At 39.2% G+C, this 16,473-nt stretch carries 11 protein-coding genes; 6 read left to right on the top strand and 5 right to left on the bottom strand.

Annotation, left to right across the window (positions count from 1 at the left end; all coding sequences use genetic code 11):
- Nucleotides 1-1,201: 1,201 nt before the first annotated feature.
- Nucleotides 1,202-1,828: a LysE family translocator gene (locus tag SOM16_RS14890; protein WP_320464789.1), complete on the bottom strand. Its 627-nt coding sequence runs from the start codon at nt 1,826-1,828 to the stop codon at nt 1,202-1,204.
- Nucleotides 1,829-1,980: 152 nt separating this feature from the next.
- On the opposite strand from SOM16_RS14890, the gene SOM16_RS14895 reads away from it, so the two are divergent.
- From SOM16_RS14895 to SOM16_RS14915, 5 genes are all read left to right on the top strand, one after another.
- Nucleotides 1,981-3,588, top strand: coding sequence for an MFS transporter (locus SOM16_RS14895; RefSeq protein ID WP_320464790.1), 1,608 nt, complete (start codon nt 1,981-1,983; stop codon nt 3,586-3,588).
- Nucleotides 3,589-3,651: 63 nt separating this feature from the next.
- On the top strand, nt 3,652-4,113 hold the full coding sequence (locus SOM16_RS14900; protein ID WP_320464791.1) for a dCMP deaminase family protein: 462 nt from the start codon (nt 3,652-3,654) through the stop codon (nt 4,111-4,113).
- 195 nt (nt 4,114-4,308) lie between these two features.
- A complete protein-coding gene (guaA, locus tag SOM16_RS14905; protein WP_320464792.1) occupies nt 4,309-5,838 on the top strand; it encodes a glutamine-hydrolyzing GMP synthase in 1,530 nt (509 codons plus the stop codon).
- Nucleotides 5,839-5,943: 105 nt separating this feature from the next.
- On the top strand, nt 5,944-7,155 hold the full coding sequence (locus tag SOM16_RS14910; RefSeq protein ID WP_320464793.1) for an ABC transporter substrate-binding protein: 1,212 nt from the start codon (nt 5,944-5,946) through the stop codon (nt 7,153-7,155).
- Nucleotides 7,156-7,169: 14 nt separating this feature from the next.
- On the top strand, nt 7,170-8,333 hold the full coding sequence (locus tag SOM16_RS14915; RefSeq protein WP_320464794.1) for an RsmB/NOP family class I SAM-dependent RNA methyltransferase: 1,164 nt from the start codon (nt 7,170-7,172) through the stop codon (nt 8,331-8,333).
- A gap of 457 nt (nt 8,334-8,790) precedes the next feature.
- On the opposite strand, the gene SOM16_RS14920 is transcribed toward SOM16_RS14915, so the two are convergent.
- The 4 genes from SOM16_RS14920 to SOM16_RS14935 all read right to left on the bottom strand — a co-directional run bounded on the left by SOM16_RS14920 (nt 8,791) and on the right by SOM16_RS14935 (nt 14,695).
- Complete coding sequence (locus tag SOM16_RS14920; RefSeq protein WP_320464795.1) at nt 8,791-9,372, bottom strand: MarC family protein; 582 nt, start codon at nt 9,370-9,372, stop codon at nt 8,791-8,793.
- A gap of 63 nt (nt 9,373-9,435) precedes the next feature.
- Nucleotides 9,436-10,767 carry a porin gene (locus SOM16_RS14925; RefSeq protein WP_320464796.1) on the bottom strand — a complete coding sequence of 444 codons (1,332 nt, stop codon included), beginning with the start codon at nt 10,765-10,767 and terminating at the stop codon, nt 9,436-9,438.
- A 96-nt stretch (nt 10,768-10,863) separates the two neighbouring features.
- On the bottom strand, nt 10,864-12,321 hold the full coding sequence (locus SOM16_RS14930; protein ID WP_320464797.1) for an amino acid permease: 1,458 nt from the start codon (nt 12,319-12,321) through the stop codon (nt 10,864-10,866).
- A gap of 136 nt (nt 12,322-12,457) precedes the next feature.
- Entirely contained in the window at nt 12,458-14,695 is a 2,238-nt protein-coding gene (locus SOM16_RS14935; RefSeq protein WP_320464798.1) for a sodium-translocating pyrophosphatase, read from the bottom strand.
- Nucleotides 14,696-14,940: 245 nt separating this feature from the next.
- Here SOM16_RS14935 and SOM16_RS14940 point away from each other — a divergent pair, with 245 nt between their 5' ends.
- Nucleotides 14,941-16,377, top strand: coding sequence for an APC family permease (locus tag SOM16_RS14940; protein WP_320464799.1), 1,437 nt, complete (start codon nt 14,941-14,943; stop codon nt 16,375-16,377).
- Nucleotides 16,378-16,473: the final 96 nt, after the last annotated feature.

Raw genomic sequence — 16,473 nt, forward strand, 5'->3', positions numbered from 1 at the left:
GTCTTTCCGCTGCGCTTGGCTTGCCTCGGCTATCCGCCGAAGGGCTTTCTTCTTTTTCTTGACAAAAAGAAGCAAAACTCAAGGCTTGGATCTGATGTCGGATTAGCCTGTCGAAATTTATATAGCGGTAGCACAAGGGCTCGATTCATATTGAATAAAAGATTTATCTTAAGAGCCGTTCGCGCTACCTTGGCTTTGAGGTATTTGAACGTGGGTGCAAAAATTTCAACGGCTTCTCCTTCCGTCATCTCCTAGGCCGGATGCAGGGCGGCAATAGCATGTGGCTATAGCACAGTGGCGATCGCTAAGGTATGAACCGTCTTCCAACATAGTACAAGTTTAGTCCACAGATCTAAATGATCACCGCAGATTTTTACCACTGGATTCTGCGTAAATCTTCTTAATCTGCGGGAAAACTATTTAAGCGAGCAGGGTGCGATTGTAATTCCCCTCCATTGGAGGGGTGCCCGCAGGGCGGGGTGGTTTTTGAACTGGCTGTCTTTCCGCTGCGCTAGGCTTGCCTCGGCTAGCCGCCGAAGGGCTTTTACTTTTGGCTTGGCCCAAAAGTAACAAAAGTCCAAGGCTTGGATCTGATGTTGGATTAGCGCGTCGAAATTTAATGAGCGGTAGCACAAGGGCTCGATTCCTATTGAATAAAAGATTTGTCTTAAGAGCCGTTCGCGCTACCTTGGGTTTGAGGTATTTGAACGGAGGTGCAAAAATTTCAACGGCTTCTCCTTCCATCATCTCCTAGGCCGGATGCAGGGCGGCAATAGCATGTGGCTATACCAGGGTGGCGATCGCTAACGTACGAGCTGTCTTCCAATATAGTATAAGTTAGTCTCGCAGCTCTAAATGATCACCGCAGATTTTTACCACTAGATTCTGCGTAAATCTTCTTAATCTGCGGGAAATATTTAAGCGAGCAAGGTGTCGATCGCTAGGATGCATCTCCTAGGCCGGATAGCTAGGTGGCGATCGCTTGTGGCCGTTCGCGCTACTTTGGGTTTGGGGTATTTGAACGTTGGTGCAAAAATTCAAACGTTTTCCCCTTCCATCATTTTCTGCGGTCCGGTAGGCAGGTTGGTGATAGCGATATGATCATCCAGTGCGTAGTGAAGCATCCTGCAGTTTATTTACCAGACAGGCAAAAAACTACAAACGATAGACGAACAACGATTTAAAGCATCAGCTATACCTTTTACGCATAGAACTGAATATAAGTTTTGTAGATCAGCCAGAAAGCGAAAAATATGATAATGACTCCGGCGATTTTATTCAGTGTTTTAAGTGCATCTTCCTTAATTTTGTATCGGAGTTTGCTGGAATAGAAGCTTTTAGTAGCATCGATGCTCAACTGCGTAACCATGGCAATGAAAAAGCATACGAGTTTTTCGTTCAGCATGTTGTTGAGCTTTACAGATATAATTCCACTCACAATAATCCAGAACATCAAAGTAGAAGGGGTAAGGATGCACATCAGGAAACCTTTCAATACATAACTTCTTTTACTTACTTTTTGAAGTGTCGAACTATCATAATGAACCTTAATTTTGGAAACAAGATAATAGATCCCAACAGCGAGTAGAAATATACCGCCAATAGCACCCACATATTTATCAAAACTGGCTTTGTAATCAACAAACTGGCTACCAAAAACAACCAGTGCAATTAATATTATATCACTTATTATTACCCCAATAGCTAAAGAAAACCCAGCCATAAAGCCTCTTTCTATACTGGTTTTTATCATTGCAAAGAATACCGGACCTGTTAAAAAAGACGAAATAATCCCTGCCCCAATACCTAATAATATGGCTTCAAACATGTATTGTATTGTTTATAATATGCGAATATGCAATTTTATACCTAAACATGTAACATTTATTTTTGTTAGATCGGGGTTGTAAATATTACGGTTTTTTAATTTTTTTTTATCTATGTTTATCCGCACTAAAACTAAAAACACTAAAAAACGAAATGTCAAAAGAAACTACAAAAAATTATGGTACGGCGTTGTATACGATCATCACCGTATTCTTTTTTTGGGGCTTTGTTGCTGCGTCAAACGGCATATTTATCCCCTTTTGTAAAACTCATTTTAAATTAACGCAATTTGAATCTCAACTTATCGATTTTACCTTTTATGGTGGATATTTTATTGGATCGCTGATCCTATATTTTGCATCTCAGGCTACCAAGGTCGATATTCTGAATAAAATAGGTTACAAAAAAGGTATTATTGCGGGTTTAATTATCTCGGCCGGAGGTGCTTTACTAATGGTTCCTGCTGTTCATTCCGGGTCATTCCTGTTTATATTATTTTCTTTTTTTGTAATTGCACTAGGGTTTTCATTACAACAAACGGCAGCAAATCCTTTTGTAGTAGCACTTGGTGAACCAGAAAGCGGTGCACACCGTTTAAATCTGGCAGGAGGTATCAACAACTTCGGCGGTTTGATGGGCCCGGTTATTGTGAGTGTGGTGCTTTTCGGCACTGCAAATGATGCTGTTGCAAAAGTGGTAGAAATTTCCTCTATTAATAATCTTTATTATATTCTGGCAGGGTTGTTTCTGGCTGTTGCGGTGTTCTTCGCTGTATCGAAGCTTCCAGATGTGACGAGTACCGAAAAAATTGAAGCCAGTAGCAGACCTACCGGACCGCTAGTCGTAATGATTCTTGGTTTTTTAATGGTTGCGGCCGCAAGTCCGTTGGCTAACTTAACAGGAGTAAGCGCTTCTATCTTCGTATATTCCTCTTTGGTGATTATCTTAGCTGCACTGTTATTTGGCTATTTCACGAAAAAAGATAATGCCGCAAGTTGGGGAGCCATGCAATATCCACAACTGGTCTTGGGAATGCTTGCCATCTTCATGTATGTAGGTACTGAAGTAACTATTCAAAGTAATTTGGGCGCTTTGTTAAAACTTCCGGCCTTTGGCGGTCTTAATGATGCCGATATCAAACCTTACATTTCGTTGTATTGGGGAAGTATGATGATTGGAAGGTGGGCTGGCGCTGTAAGTGCATTCAACCTGAGTAAGGCTGTCAAAAATATTTTAACGATCGTTGTTCCTTTCGTGGCATTTGGTATTATTCTGGGCGTAAATCATGCAACAGGAACAGATGTAGGTAACTTATATGTTTACGCAATTTGTGTGGCCATAATGGTTGCAGCCGTGTTTATTGGCCAGGAGAAGCCTGCAAAAACACTGGCCATTTTTGGTACGCTGGGTGCAGTTGCCATGATTATTGGATTAATGACCACCGGACATGTTGCTATCTTTGCCTTTGTAAGTGGTGGATTATGTTGTTCAATTATGTGGCCATCAATTTTTTCTTTATCTATTACTGGTTTAGGAAAATATACTTCACAAGGTTCTTCTTTCTTAATCATGATGATCTTGGGCGGTTCGATTATTCCGCCAATCCAGGGAGAACTTGCTGATAGCGCAGGGATTCACCATTCATATATCATTCCGGTTCTTGGTTTTGCTTACCTGATTTTCTTCGCCTGGAAAGTGAGTGGCGAACTTAAAAAGCAGGGAATTGACGTGGAAAATATTACTGCCGAAGGCGGACATTAACATTAATTAAAGTAATTTTACAGCCACGGTGATCAATTCACGGTGGCTTTTTTATTGATTCACATGACTGATAAATTAAGTTTCGATACCATTTTCATGAATCTGGCTACAGACCTGGCTGCCCGTTCGCATTGCGTTCGTGCTCATGTTGGAGCTGTGCTTACCAAAGACACACGGATTATCTCCATAGGTTATAACGGCCCTCCGGCAGGAACCCATAATTGTGATGAAGAATGGCCCGAACATGGTTGCGCACGGGATAGTAAGGGAAGTTGTTCGCTGGCGCTGCATGCAGAAGAGAATGCGATTCTTTATGCCTCAAAAAACGGATCAAAGATAGAAGGCTGTACTTTGTATACCACATTATCTCCGTGTATTGCCTGCGCCAGGTTAATTTTATCGTCGGGTATTAAACTGGTCTATTATTCTAAATCTTATGCGGCCTATAAAGGTTTGCCTAGCGATGAAGGTGTTGATTTTTTGAAGAAATTTGGGGTAGAGGTGAAGTTGTTTGGGGAGGCGTAGGAGGAGATGGGAAGTTGATTAGTTGGTAAGATGGATTATTGAAACTATAGACAATACTAAATCTTAAATAGTTGTGCTAAACCTCTAAACTGCTAAACAATCCTAAACCTATAAGCACATAAAATCATTTACTAAATTATCTTTAAAATCTTAAATCTCCCTCTCAAATCTCATATCTAATTGGTAGCTTTGCGGATGCAAGAAAAAATCATTATTGTCGATTTTGGTTCGCAGTTTACACAACTCATCGCCCGTCGAGTTCGCGAACTAAATATTTACTGTGAAATATATCCATTCAATAATCTTCCTGAGATTACCGAAGATGTTAAAGGTGTTATTTTTTCAGGTAGCCCATACTCTGTTCGTCAGGATGATGCGCCTCAAATAGACTTATCAAATTACCATACCAAATATCCCTTATTGGCGGTTTGTTATGGTGCCCAATATATTGCCCAACAATCTGGGGGTGCTGTACAACCATCATCTACCCGCGAATATGGACGTGCAAATCTAAGTTTCGTTAACCAGGAGAATAAATTATTTAAAGGAATTAATATCGATTCTCAGGTTTGGATGAGCCACGGGGATACCATTACCAGCATTCCTGAAAATTTTGAATTAATTGCCAGTACAGACAGCGTTAAAGTTGCAGCTTATCATATTAAAGATTCAAATACTTACGCCATTCAGTTTCACCCTGAGGTTACACATAGTATTGATGGAAAAGTTCTTTTAGAAAATTTCCTTGTGGATATCTGTGGTTGTAGTCAGGATTGGACTTCAACAGCTTTTGTTGATACCACCATTGCAGATATTAAAGCGACTGTAGGTAATGATAAAGTTGTTTTGGCACTTTCTGGAGGGGTAGATAGTAGTGTGGCTGCAGTATTATTGCATAAAGCTATTGGAACAAACCTGCACTGTATCTTCGTAGATAACGGTTTATTACGTAAAAATGAATACGAAAGTGTGCTGGAACAATATAAAGATTTCGGGCTGAACATTAAAGGCGTAGATGCTAAAGATAAATTCCTTGGGCAATTGGCTGGAGTAGAAGATCCGGAGCAAAAACGTAAAATTATCGGGCGGGTATTTATAGAAGTTTTTGATGAGGAATCGCATTTAATTCAAGATGTAAAATGGTTGGCTCAGGGAACAATTTATCCTGATATCATCGAGTCTGTATCAGTAAATGGTCCGTCGGCTACCATTAAGTCGCATCATAACGTGGGTGGTTTGCCGGATTTTATGAAACTCAAAGTGGTAGAGCCACTTAAAACTTTGTTTAAGGATGAAGTGAGAAGAGTAGGTAAAGCTTTGGGACTTGAAACATTTATTTTAGGCCGACACCCTTTTCCAGGGCCTGGTTTAGGAATCCGTATTATTGGAGAGGTTACGCCAGAAAAAGTGGCCATATTACAAGATGCCGATAAGATTTATATTGATAATTTAAAGGAAGCAGGCCTTTACGATCAGGTTTGGCAGGCAGGCGCCATCTTTTTACCAGTAAGATCGGTAGGAGTAATGGGCGATGAGCGTACTTACGAAAACGTAATTGCCCTAAGAGCAGTAGAATCGCTCGATGGTATGACTGCAGATTGGTGTCATCTACCTTATCCGGTGTTGGCAAAAATCTCTAATGAGATTATCAACAAGGTGAAAGGAATTAACAGAGTGGTTTATGATATCAGTTCTAAACCACCAGCAACGATTGAATGGGAATAAAATTAGTTCAGAGTCTTGAGTCCTAAGTTGGGGTTCAATTAAAAAATAATAGGATTATGCTGGCGGTTTAAACATTTGCCAGCATATTTTGTTTAAAATACACGTATGAATTTAAAAGGGAATTATTGGATTTTGATGCTGCTGGTAGTGTTTTTAGCTGCCTGTTCACCAAAAGTCAGGACAACAAAAAAAGATACTGCTAAACCGAAAGAAAAAGAAAAACCGGAAGAAAAAAAGCCGACAAAAAAGTTCTCACAGGCGAATGTTTCTCTTTTAGTTCCATTTAAATTAAATGAGTTGCACTTAAAGACGGCAACAAAATCTGATATTGAGAAGTTTGCTATGCCGATTGATTTTTATCAGGGATTTAGAATGGGCCTGGACTCCGCTGCCGCTGCAGGACTTAATTTTAAATTAAATGTTTTTGATACACAAGATGATAATGCTCACATTTCATCATTATTTAAAAATGAGCGCTTTAAACAGAGTAATTTAATTATAGGGCCAGTATTTCCAGATGGCCTGAAGTATATCTCTAATTATTCTAAAGAGAATAATAGCACCATTGTATCACCACTAGCAGCCTCTAATCCTGCTGAATTTAATAATCCGAATCTTATCTCTATCGTAAATAATATTGAAATACATGGCGAAAGAATCGGCGCTTATCTTTCGAAGAATTTTAATCCTACAAATACAATTGTAGTGATCATCAATCCTAAAAAAACAGAAGATGAAGCGTTTGCAGTTCCAATCAGGGCATATCTTCGGGAGAATAGTAAGTTTTTGGTTCAGGAATATGCATCAGCTTTTACTTTTGAAACCAAAATGCAAAAAGGAAAGAAGTATGCTATTGTGGTAACCTCTTCAGACCGTGCTTTTGTTTTGCCGACAATTGAAAAGTTATATAAACTTAAAAATTTGGCTTCAGGCGGTTATAGCATAGATTTGTTTGGTCATCCGAATTGGGTAAAGCAAAATTACCCTACAGATAAAATTCAGGCATTAAATACAATCATTACTTCTTCCTATAAAATAGATTATAAAAATGCTTCGGTAATCAGTTTTATTAAAAAGTATCGTTATAAGCATGGATTTGAACCTGGCGAATATGCCTTCAAAGGTTTCGATGTAGGCTATTATTTTGGTAAACTATTAAGCGATCACGGCGAAGAATACCGCGAATACCTTACTAAAGAAAAATATAAAGGCCTTCATAATACATTTTCTTTTATTCATGACGAAAAATTAGGGTACATTAACACCAGTTTAATGCTGTTGAAATACAAAAACTTTGCATTAGAAATTGTAAACTAAGTTATTCCTCTTTTATGAAAGCCATTCACCAGTTGAACGCCTTTGAGCAAATTTTAAAAAGTTACGATGGAGTTTTGCCGTTACACCGTTTTTTACCGGCGTACTTTAAGCAAAACAAGAAAATGGGTTCATCCGACAGGCGATGGGCAACTCGGCACATTTATAGCTTCTTTAGGCTAGGAAAAGCACTAAATACCCTCAACAATGAGGAGCGATTATGCATCGCTGATTTTCTTTGTCATGAAACTTTGAGCCCGATTGTGGAACAAAAGTTTCCCGATTGGAGCATTCAGGTTACAGCACCTTTAGGAGAAAAGTTGAGTTTGGTAATGGCTGCATATTCAGAATTTAATTTAGAAGATGTTTACCCTTATCATGCGCATTTGTCAGAAGGTATTGATCAAACTGAGTTTTTTACATCATTTTTTAAACAACCGGATTTATTTATCCGTGTAGCTGCTCCGCATCAGCAAGAGATTCTTTCCCAATTACAGAACGAAGACATACCAGTAAAGGCGATTAATGAAACCGCTTTAGCCTTAGCTAATGGAACCAAATTAGAAGCAGTTTTGAAAGAAGGAACTTATCAGGTTCAGGATCTCTCTTCACAACATACGGGTACTTATTTTGAACCGAAAAAATGGGATAAATGGTGGGACTGCTGTGCGGCATCTGGCGGAAAGACACTGCTTTTACATAGTTTAGAGCCTGTTATAGAATTGCTTGTGAGTGATTTACGAGAAAGTATCTTACAAAATCTTGATGAGCGTTTTCGCCTTGCAGGGATTAAAAAATACCATAAAAAAGAACTGGATCTTTTAAAGAATAACGATCAGGTTCTGCATCATTACCAGTTCGACGGGATTATTTTAGATGCTCCCTGTACGGGTTCCGGAACCTGGGGCAGAACGCCTGAAATGCTCAGCTTTTTTTCTGACCAAAAGATCGCTTTTTTCGCTAATATTCAAAAATCTATTGCACAGAATGTTATTAAATATCTCAAACCTGGTAAACCATTAATTTACATCACTTGTTCGGCTTTTGCTGAGGAAAATGAAGAGGTTATTAAGCATCTGGTAGCTAACTTTCCCTTAGCGTTAGAAAAAATGGAATTGATTAAGGGGTACAAAAATCAGGCTGATACGATGTTCGTCGCGAGGTTGATTAAGAAGGGTTAGATTTAAGGGTTTTAGAGGTTAGAGGGTTAAGGAGTTAGAGGTTTAGTAGGTTAGAGGGGTTTAGGGGTTAGTAAGTGCATGTGCCAAATGCTGGTTTTTTGGAGGTTATAGGGGTAGAAGTCTAGGCGGTTAAGGATTGTCAGAAGTCGTTTGTTCTCGTAAAAAATCACTCATTGCACATAGCAATCCTATAGGGAAGATTCTTTTGTAAGGCGCGTGATAAACGAACCAAGCAATCAATGAGAATCTGTTAACCTTGCTCAAAAAATCGTTTCAAATTTCTTTTAAGGTATTTAACAGCCTCAATCAGAATGGCTATTGCGCCTATTGCCAATGTATATTCTTCAAAGCTGTTCATCCCTGGTTAGATTTATTCTTTGACAAAAATTTGTCATCGTTGTTACAGCCTCATCATAGACGGAGCATCGCATCAATTTATGATCTGGTTTCCTGTTAGCTACAAGCCTGTGTTGTTTCTAAATAGCTTAATGGCAATGGCTAGTAAAATTACTCCAAATGCTTTACGAAGAATGTTTAATCCGGTTTTGCCGAAAAGTCTTTCCAGTCTTTCTGTATTTTTTAACACAAAATAAACGAAAAGCATATTCAGGATAATTCCTACTAAAATATTTTGCGTTTGGTATTCAGTTTTAAGCGAAAGTAATGTGGTCATGGTACCTGCTCCAGCTATCAATGGGAAAGCAAGTGGAACAATTGAAACGGTTTCAGGTGCTTCTTCTTTAAAAATAGTTAAACCTAAAACCATTTCCATAGCAATACAAAAAATTACGATCGAACCTGCAATGGCAAAAGATTCCACATCCAGGCCGATTACCTTTAGTAATGATTCTCCTAAAAAAAGAAATAAAATCATTAGTCCGGTAGCTACGATTGAAGCTTTTTCTGACTCAATATGGCCGGCTTTTTTTCTCAACTGAATAACAACAGGGATAGATCCCAGAATATCAATGATGGCAAAAATAACCATCGTTGTAGTGAGGATCTGATTGATATCAAATTTCAAAAAATCAAGTTTCATAGCAGCACCATTTTAGGCAAAGGTAGCGCAATTTGTGCTAATACTTCATTTTAGATTTTTTTATTAGAAGTAAAACTGCGTGCGCAAGGTAAACACATTATCTTTTCTATCCGTTTCATATCCAGAGATTTCAGTAGATTCGTTTTTAATCACATCATAATAAATAACAGCTTTGAAATGTGGATTGAAATGATGTAAAAAACCAAATCCAAAAGTATCAAAACGAACATCTGCAGCTGTTAACCCCTGATTGGCATTCACACCCATTCCGCGTACTTTGGTATTTGGATCGTAACAATCGTACTTTAAAATAAATTGATTATCGGTACTGTTTAATGTTTGTACGAAAGTAACGTAGGCGCCACTAAAATTCCGGGTGTAATAAGGTAGTGGAATCGATTTGCTATCTACGGGGTAGGAGCCTGGAGTAGCAGAGGTTGTAGCTGTAGAGGTTTGAAGGCCGGAAATAACTTCTGCCCTCAACTCTGTTTTCCAGCTTTTAGAGGTAGTGGCAAACTGAACATCTGCACCATAGTATCGTCTTGGCGCTACTGCGTTAATGGTATTCGCTGAAGAATCTTTTACCATTTGCCATACCTGATTCTGCTGTTCCATCTTATAGCTCACTGGCAATCGATGATTTAAACCACCTTGCAATGTACTTATTCCGCCTGCAATGGATAAGGGAATACTTTTGATGATATAGGGTTTGTGGCTTAGTCTGAAAATGAAATCTTTACTGTTATCAAACTCTGCAGGACCCGCTAAACCTTGTCCGTTGTAAACCCCAGCATCGAAAACAAAATTCTTCAACTTAGCATTTTTCCAACGTGGATTAAAGGTAAAGGTAACCCCTAAATCACGTTCTGTTCGCATCAAAATTTGCGACATTCTCCCACGTTCCGGAGCTTCACGTCCAGCCGATGACAACTGGAGTTCATTTCCAAACGGGCGGCCTGAAAGACCCAATGTTACGTATAATAGTTTCCATTTATTTTCATAATAACGTCCCCAGAAATCCCTAACATTTACACCTTGTTCAGTTCCATCAAACTGAAGCACGAAGTAAGTAGATGGATTATTGTTATCATCCATCAACATATAATCGGCACGTAAGCGGCCACGTCTCAAACGGAAACGATTGCTGGTATATTCACCAAAATTCCCACCCTGGTATTCAGCTAGGGTACCATTAGATTGGGCAACCTGGTATTGCGGCTGCAGGTAGCCACTAAAAGATAATGAGCCGTATTTCTTTGAGATAATCAGTAAATGGTTTACAGTAGTAGAATCCATTACATCGTTAATTGTTCTTTGTGCATAAACAGACGTAGTGCAGAACAATAGGAAAGCGATAATAAAAGGCTTGCTTTTTAACGGTAGAATGGACTTCATTTCTGATTTTTTTGCAAAGGTAATTTATTAACAATTATTTAACATAAAAAAAGCCCCGATTTTTGGTCGGGGCTTGAAATATTTAATGTTTTTTAACTATAATTTTGGGTTTGGTGGATCAAGTGGTGGAACAACTTTTCCTTTATTTCTTAGAACTGAATTTTTCTTCCCATAGAAGAAGTAAATCGCAGTTCCTAACGCCATCCAGATTGCTAACCTGATCCAAGCCTCAAGCGGCAGTGACGACATTAAGTAAACGCAAACAATTACACCCATAATTGGTACAAATGGAACCAAAGGAGTTCTGAAAGGACGAGGCCTGTCTGGATCTGTTTTACGTAATAACAATACACCAATACAAACTAATGAGAATGCGAACAATGTACCAATAGATACCATATGACCTAAGTCAGTAACCGGTACAAAACCAGCGAAGATACTTACAAAAACCATAAAGAATAAGTTGGTTTTGAAAGGCGTTCTGAATTTTGAGTGGATGTTACTAAAGAATTTCGGTAACAATCCATCTTTAGACATGGTATAGAATACCCTGGATTGTCCCATCAGCATTACTAATATAACTGAGGTATATCCTGCTAAAATGGCAATGATTAAACCCATTTGTAACCAGCCGTATCCTGTTACTTTAAATGCAGTTGCAGCTGGAGAGGCATCACCTTTGAAGATACTATAAGGTACCAAACCTGTCATTACGTGAGCAAACAAAACATAAAGTATAGTACAAACTACCAAAGAACCTAAGATACCGATTGGCATTCCTTTCTGTGGATTCTTCGCTTCCTGTGCTGCTGTCGAAACAGCATCAAAACCGATGAATGCAAAGAATACAAGTGCGGCACCTGCTGCAATACCAGAAATACCAAATTCACCTTTAACACCTGTGTTTTCAGGAATATAAGGGGTATGATTAGCCGGATTAATGAATTTCCAACCTAGTGCTATAAATACAATTACAACAGTAACCTTTACAATAACTAAAACATTGTTAAGGCTTGCCGATTCTTTAGTACCACGGATTAACATCAGTGATAGTAGGGAAACAATTACTACTGCAGGAAGATTTATACCTCCGCCATCAGCTTCTGCAAATGATTTTGTTAAAAAGAGCGGCATTTCGAGGCCAAATTCGTGGAGGAGTTTATTGAAATATCCAGACCATGAAACACCCACCGTAGCAGCGCCCAACGCATATTCCAATACTAAATCCCATCCTATTACCCAGGCCATAAATTCGCCCATGGTAGCGTAAGAATAAGTGTATGCACTACCTGCTACCGGAATCATCGAAGCAAATTCGGCATAACACAATCCTGCAAATGCACAACCTACCGCAGCAAGTACAAATGATAATGTTACAGCAGGACCAGCGTGGTCTGCTGCTGCGATACCTGTTAAAGAGAATAAACCTGCCCCAATAATGGCTCCGATACCCAGTGCAACGAGACTTGTACTGCTCAGTGTCCGTTTGAGTGTGCCCTCACCACTTTCAGCAGATTCTGCTATAAGCACATCAATAGGCTTTTTTAGATTCATAAGTTGTTTAGTCTTTGTTTGTTGATTTTTATGATAATAAGCGGTAAACCTAAATAAAAATTACCAAAAAGTAAAAGGGATTGTGTTAAAATCCCTTTTACGATGAAATTATATTGATGTTTTTACTATTAATTGGTTAGCGTATCGGCGTATTGGTTAAAGTGTCAGTAATTTTGTTACCAAGGCGGTCAGTTTTTTGCTGAATGCTTATTTCTTTACGAACTTCTACGCTATCTGCCGTAGTTACCGCTTTAACAGCAATGTATGGAGCAATAACCAGAGATACGATGGACATTAATTTGATTAAAATATTCATAGAAGGACCAGAAGTGTCTTTAAAAGGGTCACCTACTGTATCGCCGGTTACGGATGCTTTATGAGGCTCTGATTTCTTATAAAACATTTCTCCATTGATCATCACCCCTTGTTCGAATGATTTTTTGGCATTATCCCAGGCACCGCCGGCATTACTTTGGAAAATTCCCATCAGCACACCGGTTACGGTAACACCTGCCAGTAATCCACCTAAAACTTCAGGCCCGAAGGTAAATCCAACTATAATTGGAGAAATTAATGCAATGGCACCGGGCATCATCATTTCTCGAATGGAGGCTTTGGTAGATATGGCCACACATTTATCATATTCAGGTTTTGCTTTATATTCCATAATTCCAGGGATCTCCCGAAATTGACGTCGAACTTCCTGCACCATATCCATAGCTGCTTTACCCACTGCCTGAATACAAAGTGCTGAAAAGATAAAAGGAATCATTCCGCCCACAAATAATCCCGCTAAGACAGGGGCCTTATAAATATCTATAGCGGTAATTCCGGCTATGCCAACAAAGGCAGCAAATAAAGCCAGTGATGTTAAGGCTGCGGAGGCAATAGCGAAACCCTTGCCTGTTGCAGCAGTTGTGTTACCCACGGCATCGAGATTATCAGTTCGTTCCCGTACCTCTGGAGGAAGCTGACTCATTTCTGCAATTCCACCTGCATTATCTGCAATCGGTCCAAAAGCATCAATGGCCAGTTGCATGGCCGTGGTGGCCATCATACCAGCTGCTGCGATAGCTACCCCGTATAAACCTGCGAAATGATAAGATGCCATAATCCCTCCGGCTAAAACCAAAATCGGTATTACGGTTGATTTCATTCCTACTGATAAACCTGCAATGATATTTGTTGCATGCCCGGTGGAAGATTGCTGAATAATAGAATTTACCGGCCCTTTTCCCATGGCGGTAAAATATTCGGTTACCACGCTCATAATGGTGCCTACAACCAGGCCAACCATGATCGCGTAGAAAACATTAATACTAGTGAACGCATAGCCACGGAGACTCAAAGTTTCTGGTAACATCCATTTCACAATAAAGAAGGATGCGATTGCCGTAATCAGAATTGACGACCAGTTACCCAGGTTTAGTGCCGTTTGCACATTAGATTTGTCATCTTTAATGGTTACAAACCAGGTGCCGATGATGGAAAATATAATACCTAAACCACAGATAACCATTGGAAGCAAAATGGGAGACATACCACCGAAATTGTCACTAACAGTTATTTCCTGTCCTAAAACCATTGTTGCCAAAATAGTAGCCACATAAGATCCAAATAAATCGGCTCCCATACCTGCTACATCACCAACATTATCACCTACGTTATCTGCAATGGTTGCCGGGTTCCGAACATCATCTTCCGGGATTCCTGCTTCCACTTTACCAACTAGATCCGCGCCTACATCTGCTGCTTTAGTATAAATTCCTCCGCCAACGCGGGCAAATAAGGCAATAGATTCTGCGCCAAGGGAGAAACCGGTTAAGACCTCAATCGCGGTCCTCATCTCTACGCTATTTGCATTTGTAACATGAAATATTTGTAAGAATACAATGAAGAGTCCACCGAGGCCTAATACGGCTAAGCCTGCAACTCCCAATCCCATTACTGTTCCACCGGTAAACGAAACTTTGAGGGCTTGTTTTAAACTGGTTCGGGCTGCTTGTGTGGTTCTCACGTTTGCTTTGGTTGCCGATTTCATTCCAATATATCCGGCAGTTGCCGAAAACACGGCGCCAATAATAAAGGAAAGAGAAATGATCCAGCTGGAATGCATCGGAACGCCATTAATTTCGGTTATCGTTCCGGAATAGGCTAAAAGTGCGGCAGTAAAAACAGCAAAGATGCTCAACACACGCCATTCTGCTTTAAGAAAAGCCATTGCACCATCGGCAATGTAACCTGCCAGCTCCTGCATGTTTTTGTCGCCCGCATCCTGTTTGTTTACCCAGGAACTTTTGATTAGCATCACAATTATTCCAACGAGACCCAGCAATGGAATACTGTAAATTAAATTGTCTTGTAAAAAATTCATAGTTAATATTTGGTTATTGGTTCATATTCGTCAGTTTTTTAATTGTAATGCTCATACATCACAGAACACTGACTTTGAAGATTTGGTTATTGATTAGCAATATAATAATTTTATTTCCTAGTGCTTAAACTTTTAACGTTACATAAGCAGAATTAATCCTATTCAAATAATTACAACCGAACAGGATGGTTTATCTTTTTTTATAAATAAATTAGCCACCAACTAAGGTAAACCAAACAAAAAGGATGGAAAAAATACAAGAAGGGAGCACTTCTAAAAGAAAGCTTGGTCTTTTCGATGCAGCAATGCTCGTGATGGGATCAATGATCGGCAGCGGTATTTTTATTGTAAGTGCTGACATTATGAGGAATTTAGGTTCTGGCTATTGGCTGATTGTAGTTTGGGTAATTACCGGCGTAATGACTGTTGCTGCGGCAATTTCTTACGGAGAACTGTCTGCTATGTTTCCGAAAGCCGGGGGGCAATACACTTATCTGAAAGAGATTTTTGGTAAGATGATGGGCTTTTTATACGGTTGGGGGCTATTTACAGTCATCCAAACGGGTACTATTGCGGCTGTTGCAGTGGCCTTTGGTAAATTTACTGCCTATTTAATCCCTGCTTTAAATGATGCAGCTCCGATTTTTCAGAGTGGCGGATATAAAATAACCTGGATCCAGATTTTGGCTATTGGCGTTATTTTACTGTTAACGTATATCAATACCAAAGGTGTTGAAAGTGGAAAAATCCTCCAAAATATTTTTACAGGTTCTAAAATTATCGCCTTGATAGGGTTAATTATCTTAGGCTTCTTGTTGGTTAAAAATAGCTTTTGGGCAGGAAATATGAGTTTTGGATGGGATGCATTCAATAATCTCAAAACAGATTCAGGCGGCAATTTATTAAAGTCTGGTTGGGAATCTATTTCCGGTATGACCATTATGGGCGGAATTGCTGCTGCAATGGTGGGTTCTGTTTTTTCGAGTGTTGCATGGGAAAACGTAACCTTTGTTTCAGGTGAAATCGAAAACCCAAAAAAGAATGTGGTGCGATCTATGGTATTGGGTACATCGGCCGTGATGATTTTATATTTATTGGTTAATTTTGTCTACCTCAATACCTTAAACAGAGATAGCATTGCATTTGCACCGAACGATAGAGTTGCCGTAGTGGCTTCAGCGCAAATATTTGGTAATGGAATAGGTACCATAATAATGGCTGTTTTGGTGATGATTTCTACTTTTGGCTGCGTAAACGGATTGGTAATGGCAGGTGCAAGGGTTTTTCAAACCATGGCTAAAGATGGGATGTTTTTTAAAGCAGCCCTTCAAAATAATAAAAATGGGGTGCCCGAAAAATCACTTTGGATGCAGGGCATTTGGGCCGCAGTTTTATGTTTAAGTGGTCAATATGGGAATCTATTAGATATGATTTCTTTTGTGATTGTGCTTTTTTATATGATTACTGTTTTCGGCGTGATCTATTTGCGGTTGAAGAAACCAAATTTAGAAAGGCCTTACAAAACCTGGCTATATCCAATTACACCTATTGTTTATCTGTTAATTGGTGCTGCATTCTGTATTTTGTTGCTCATTTATAAGCAGCAGTATACCTGGCCTGGTCTTATTATTGTTTTACTGGGCGTACCCGTATATTTCTTTATTAATAAGAGAGAGGTTTAATATTAAATTTCTTTGAAAGTGGATAAGACAGGTAGCTTGAATGGCTACCTGTTTTTTTGTGTCTATTATTCCCGTATGATGAATAAACGTTTTAAT

Source organism: Pedobacter sp. CFBP9032, assembly GCF_034045265.1.
Taxonomy (GTDB): Bacteria; Bacteroidota; Bacteroidia; order Sphingobacteriales; family Sphingobacteriaceae; genus Pedobacter.

Coding starts and splice junctions, on each gene's coding strand:
- SOM16_RS14890 (WP_320464789.1), bottom strand. CDS start 1,828: ATGTTTGAAGCCATATTATTAGGTATTGGGGCAGGGATTATTTCGTCT.
- SOM16_RS14935 (WP_320464798.1), bottom strand. CDS start 14,695: ATGAATTTTTTACAAGACAATTTAATTTACAGTATTCCATTGCTGGGT.
- guaA (WP_320464792.1), top strand. CDS start 4,309: ATGCAAGAAAAAATCATTATTGTCGATTTTGGTTCGCAGTTTACACAA.
- SOM16_RS14900 (WP_320464791.1), top strand. CDS start 3,652: ATGACTGATAAATTAAGTTTCGATACCATTTTCATGAATCTGGCTACA.
- SOM16_RS14910 (WP_320464793.1), top strand. CDS start 5,944: ATGAATTTAAAAGGGAATTATTGGATTTTGATGCTGCTGGTAGTGTTT.
- SOM16_RS14930 (WP_320464797.1), bottom strand. CDS start 12,321: ATGAATCTAAAAAAGCCTATTGATGTGCTTATAGCAGAATCTGCTGAA.
- SOM16_RS14920 (WP_320464795.1), bottom strand. CDS start 9,372: ATGAAACTTGATTTTTTGAAATTTGATATCAATCAGATCCTCACTACA.
- SOM16_RS14925 (WP_320464796.1), bottom strand. CDS start 10,767: ATGAAGTCCATTCTACCGTTAAAAAGCAAGCCTTTTATTATCGCTTTC.
- SOM16_RS14940 (WP_320464799.1), top strand. CDS start 14,941: ATGGAAAAAATACAAGAAGGGAGCACTTCTAAAAGAAAGCTTGGTCTT.
- SOM16_RS14895 (WP_320464790.1), top strand. CDS start 1,981: ATGTCAAAAGAAACTACAAAAAATTATGGTACGGCGTTGTATACGATC.
- SOM16_RS14915 (WP_320464794.1), top strand. CDS start 7,170: ATGAAAGCCATTCACCAGTTGAACGCCTTTGAGCAAATTTTAAAAAGT.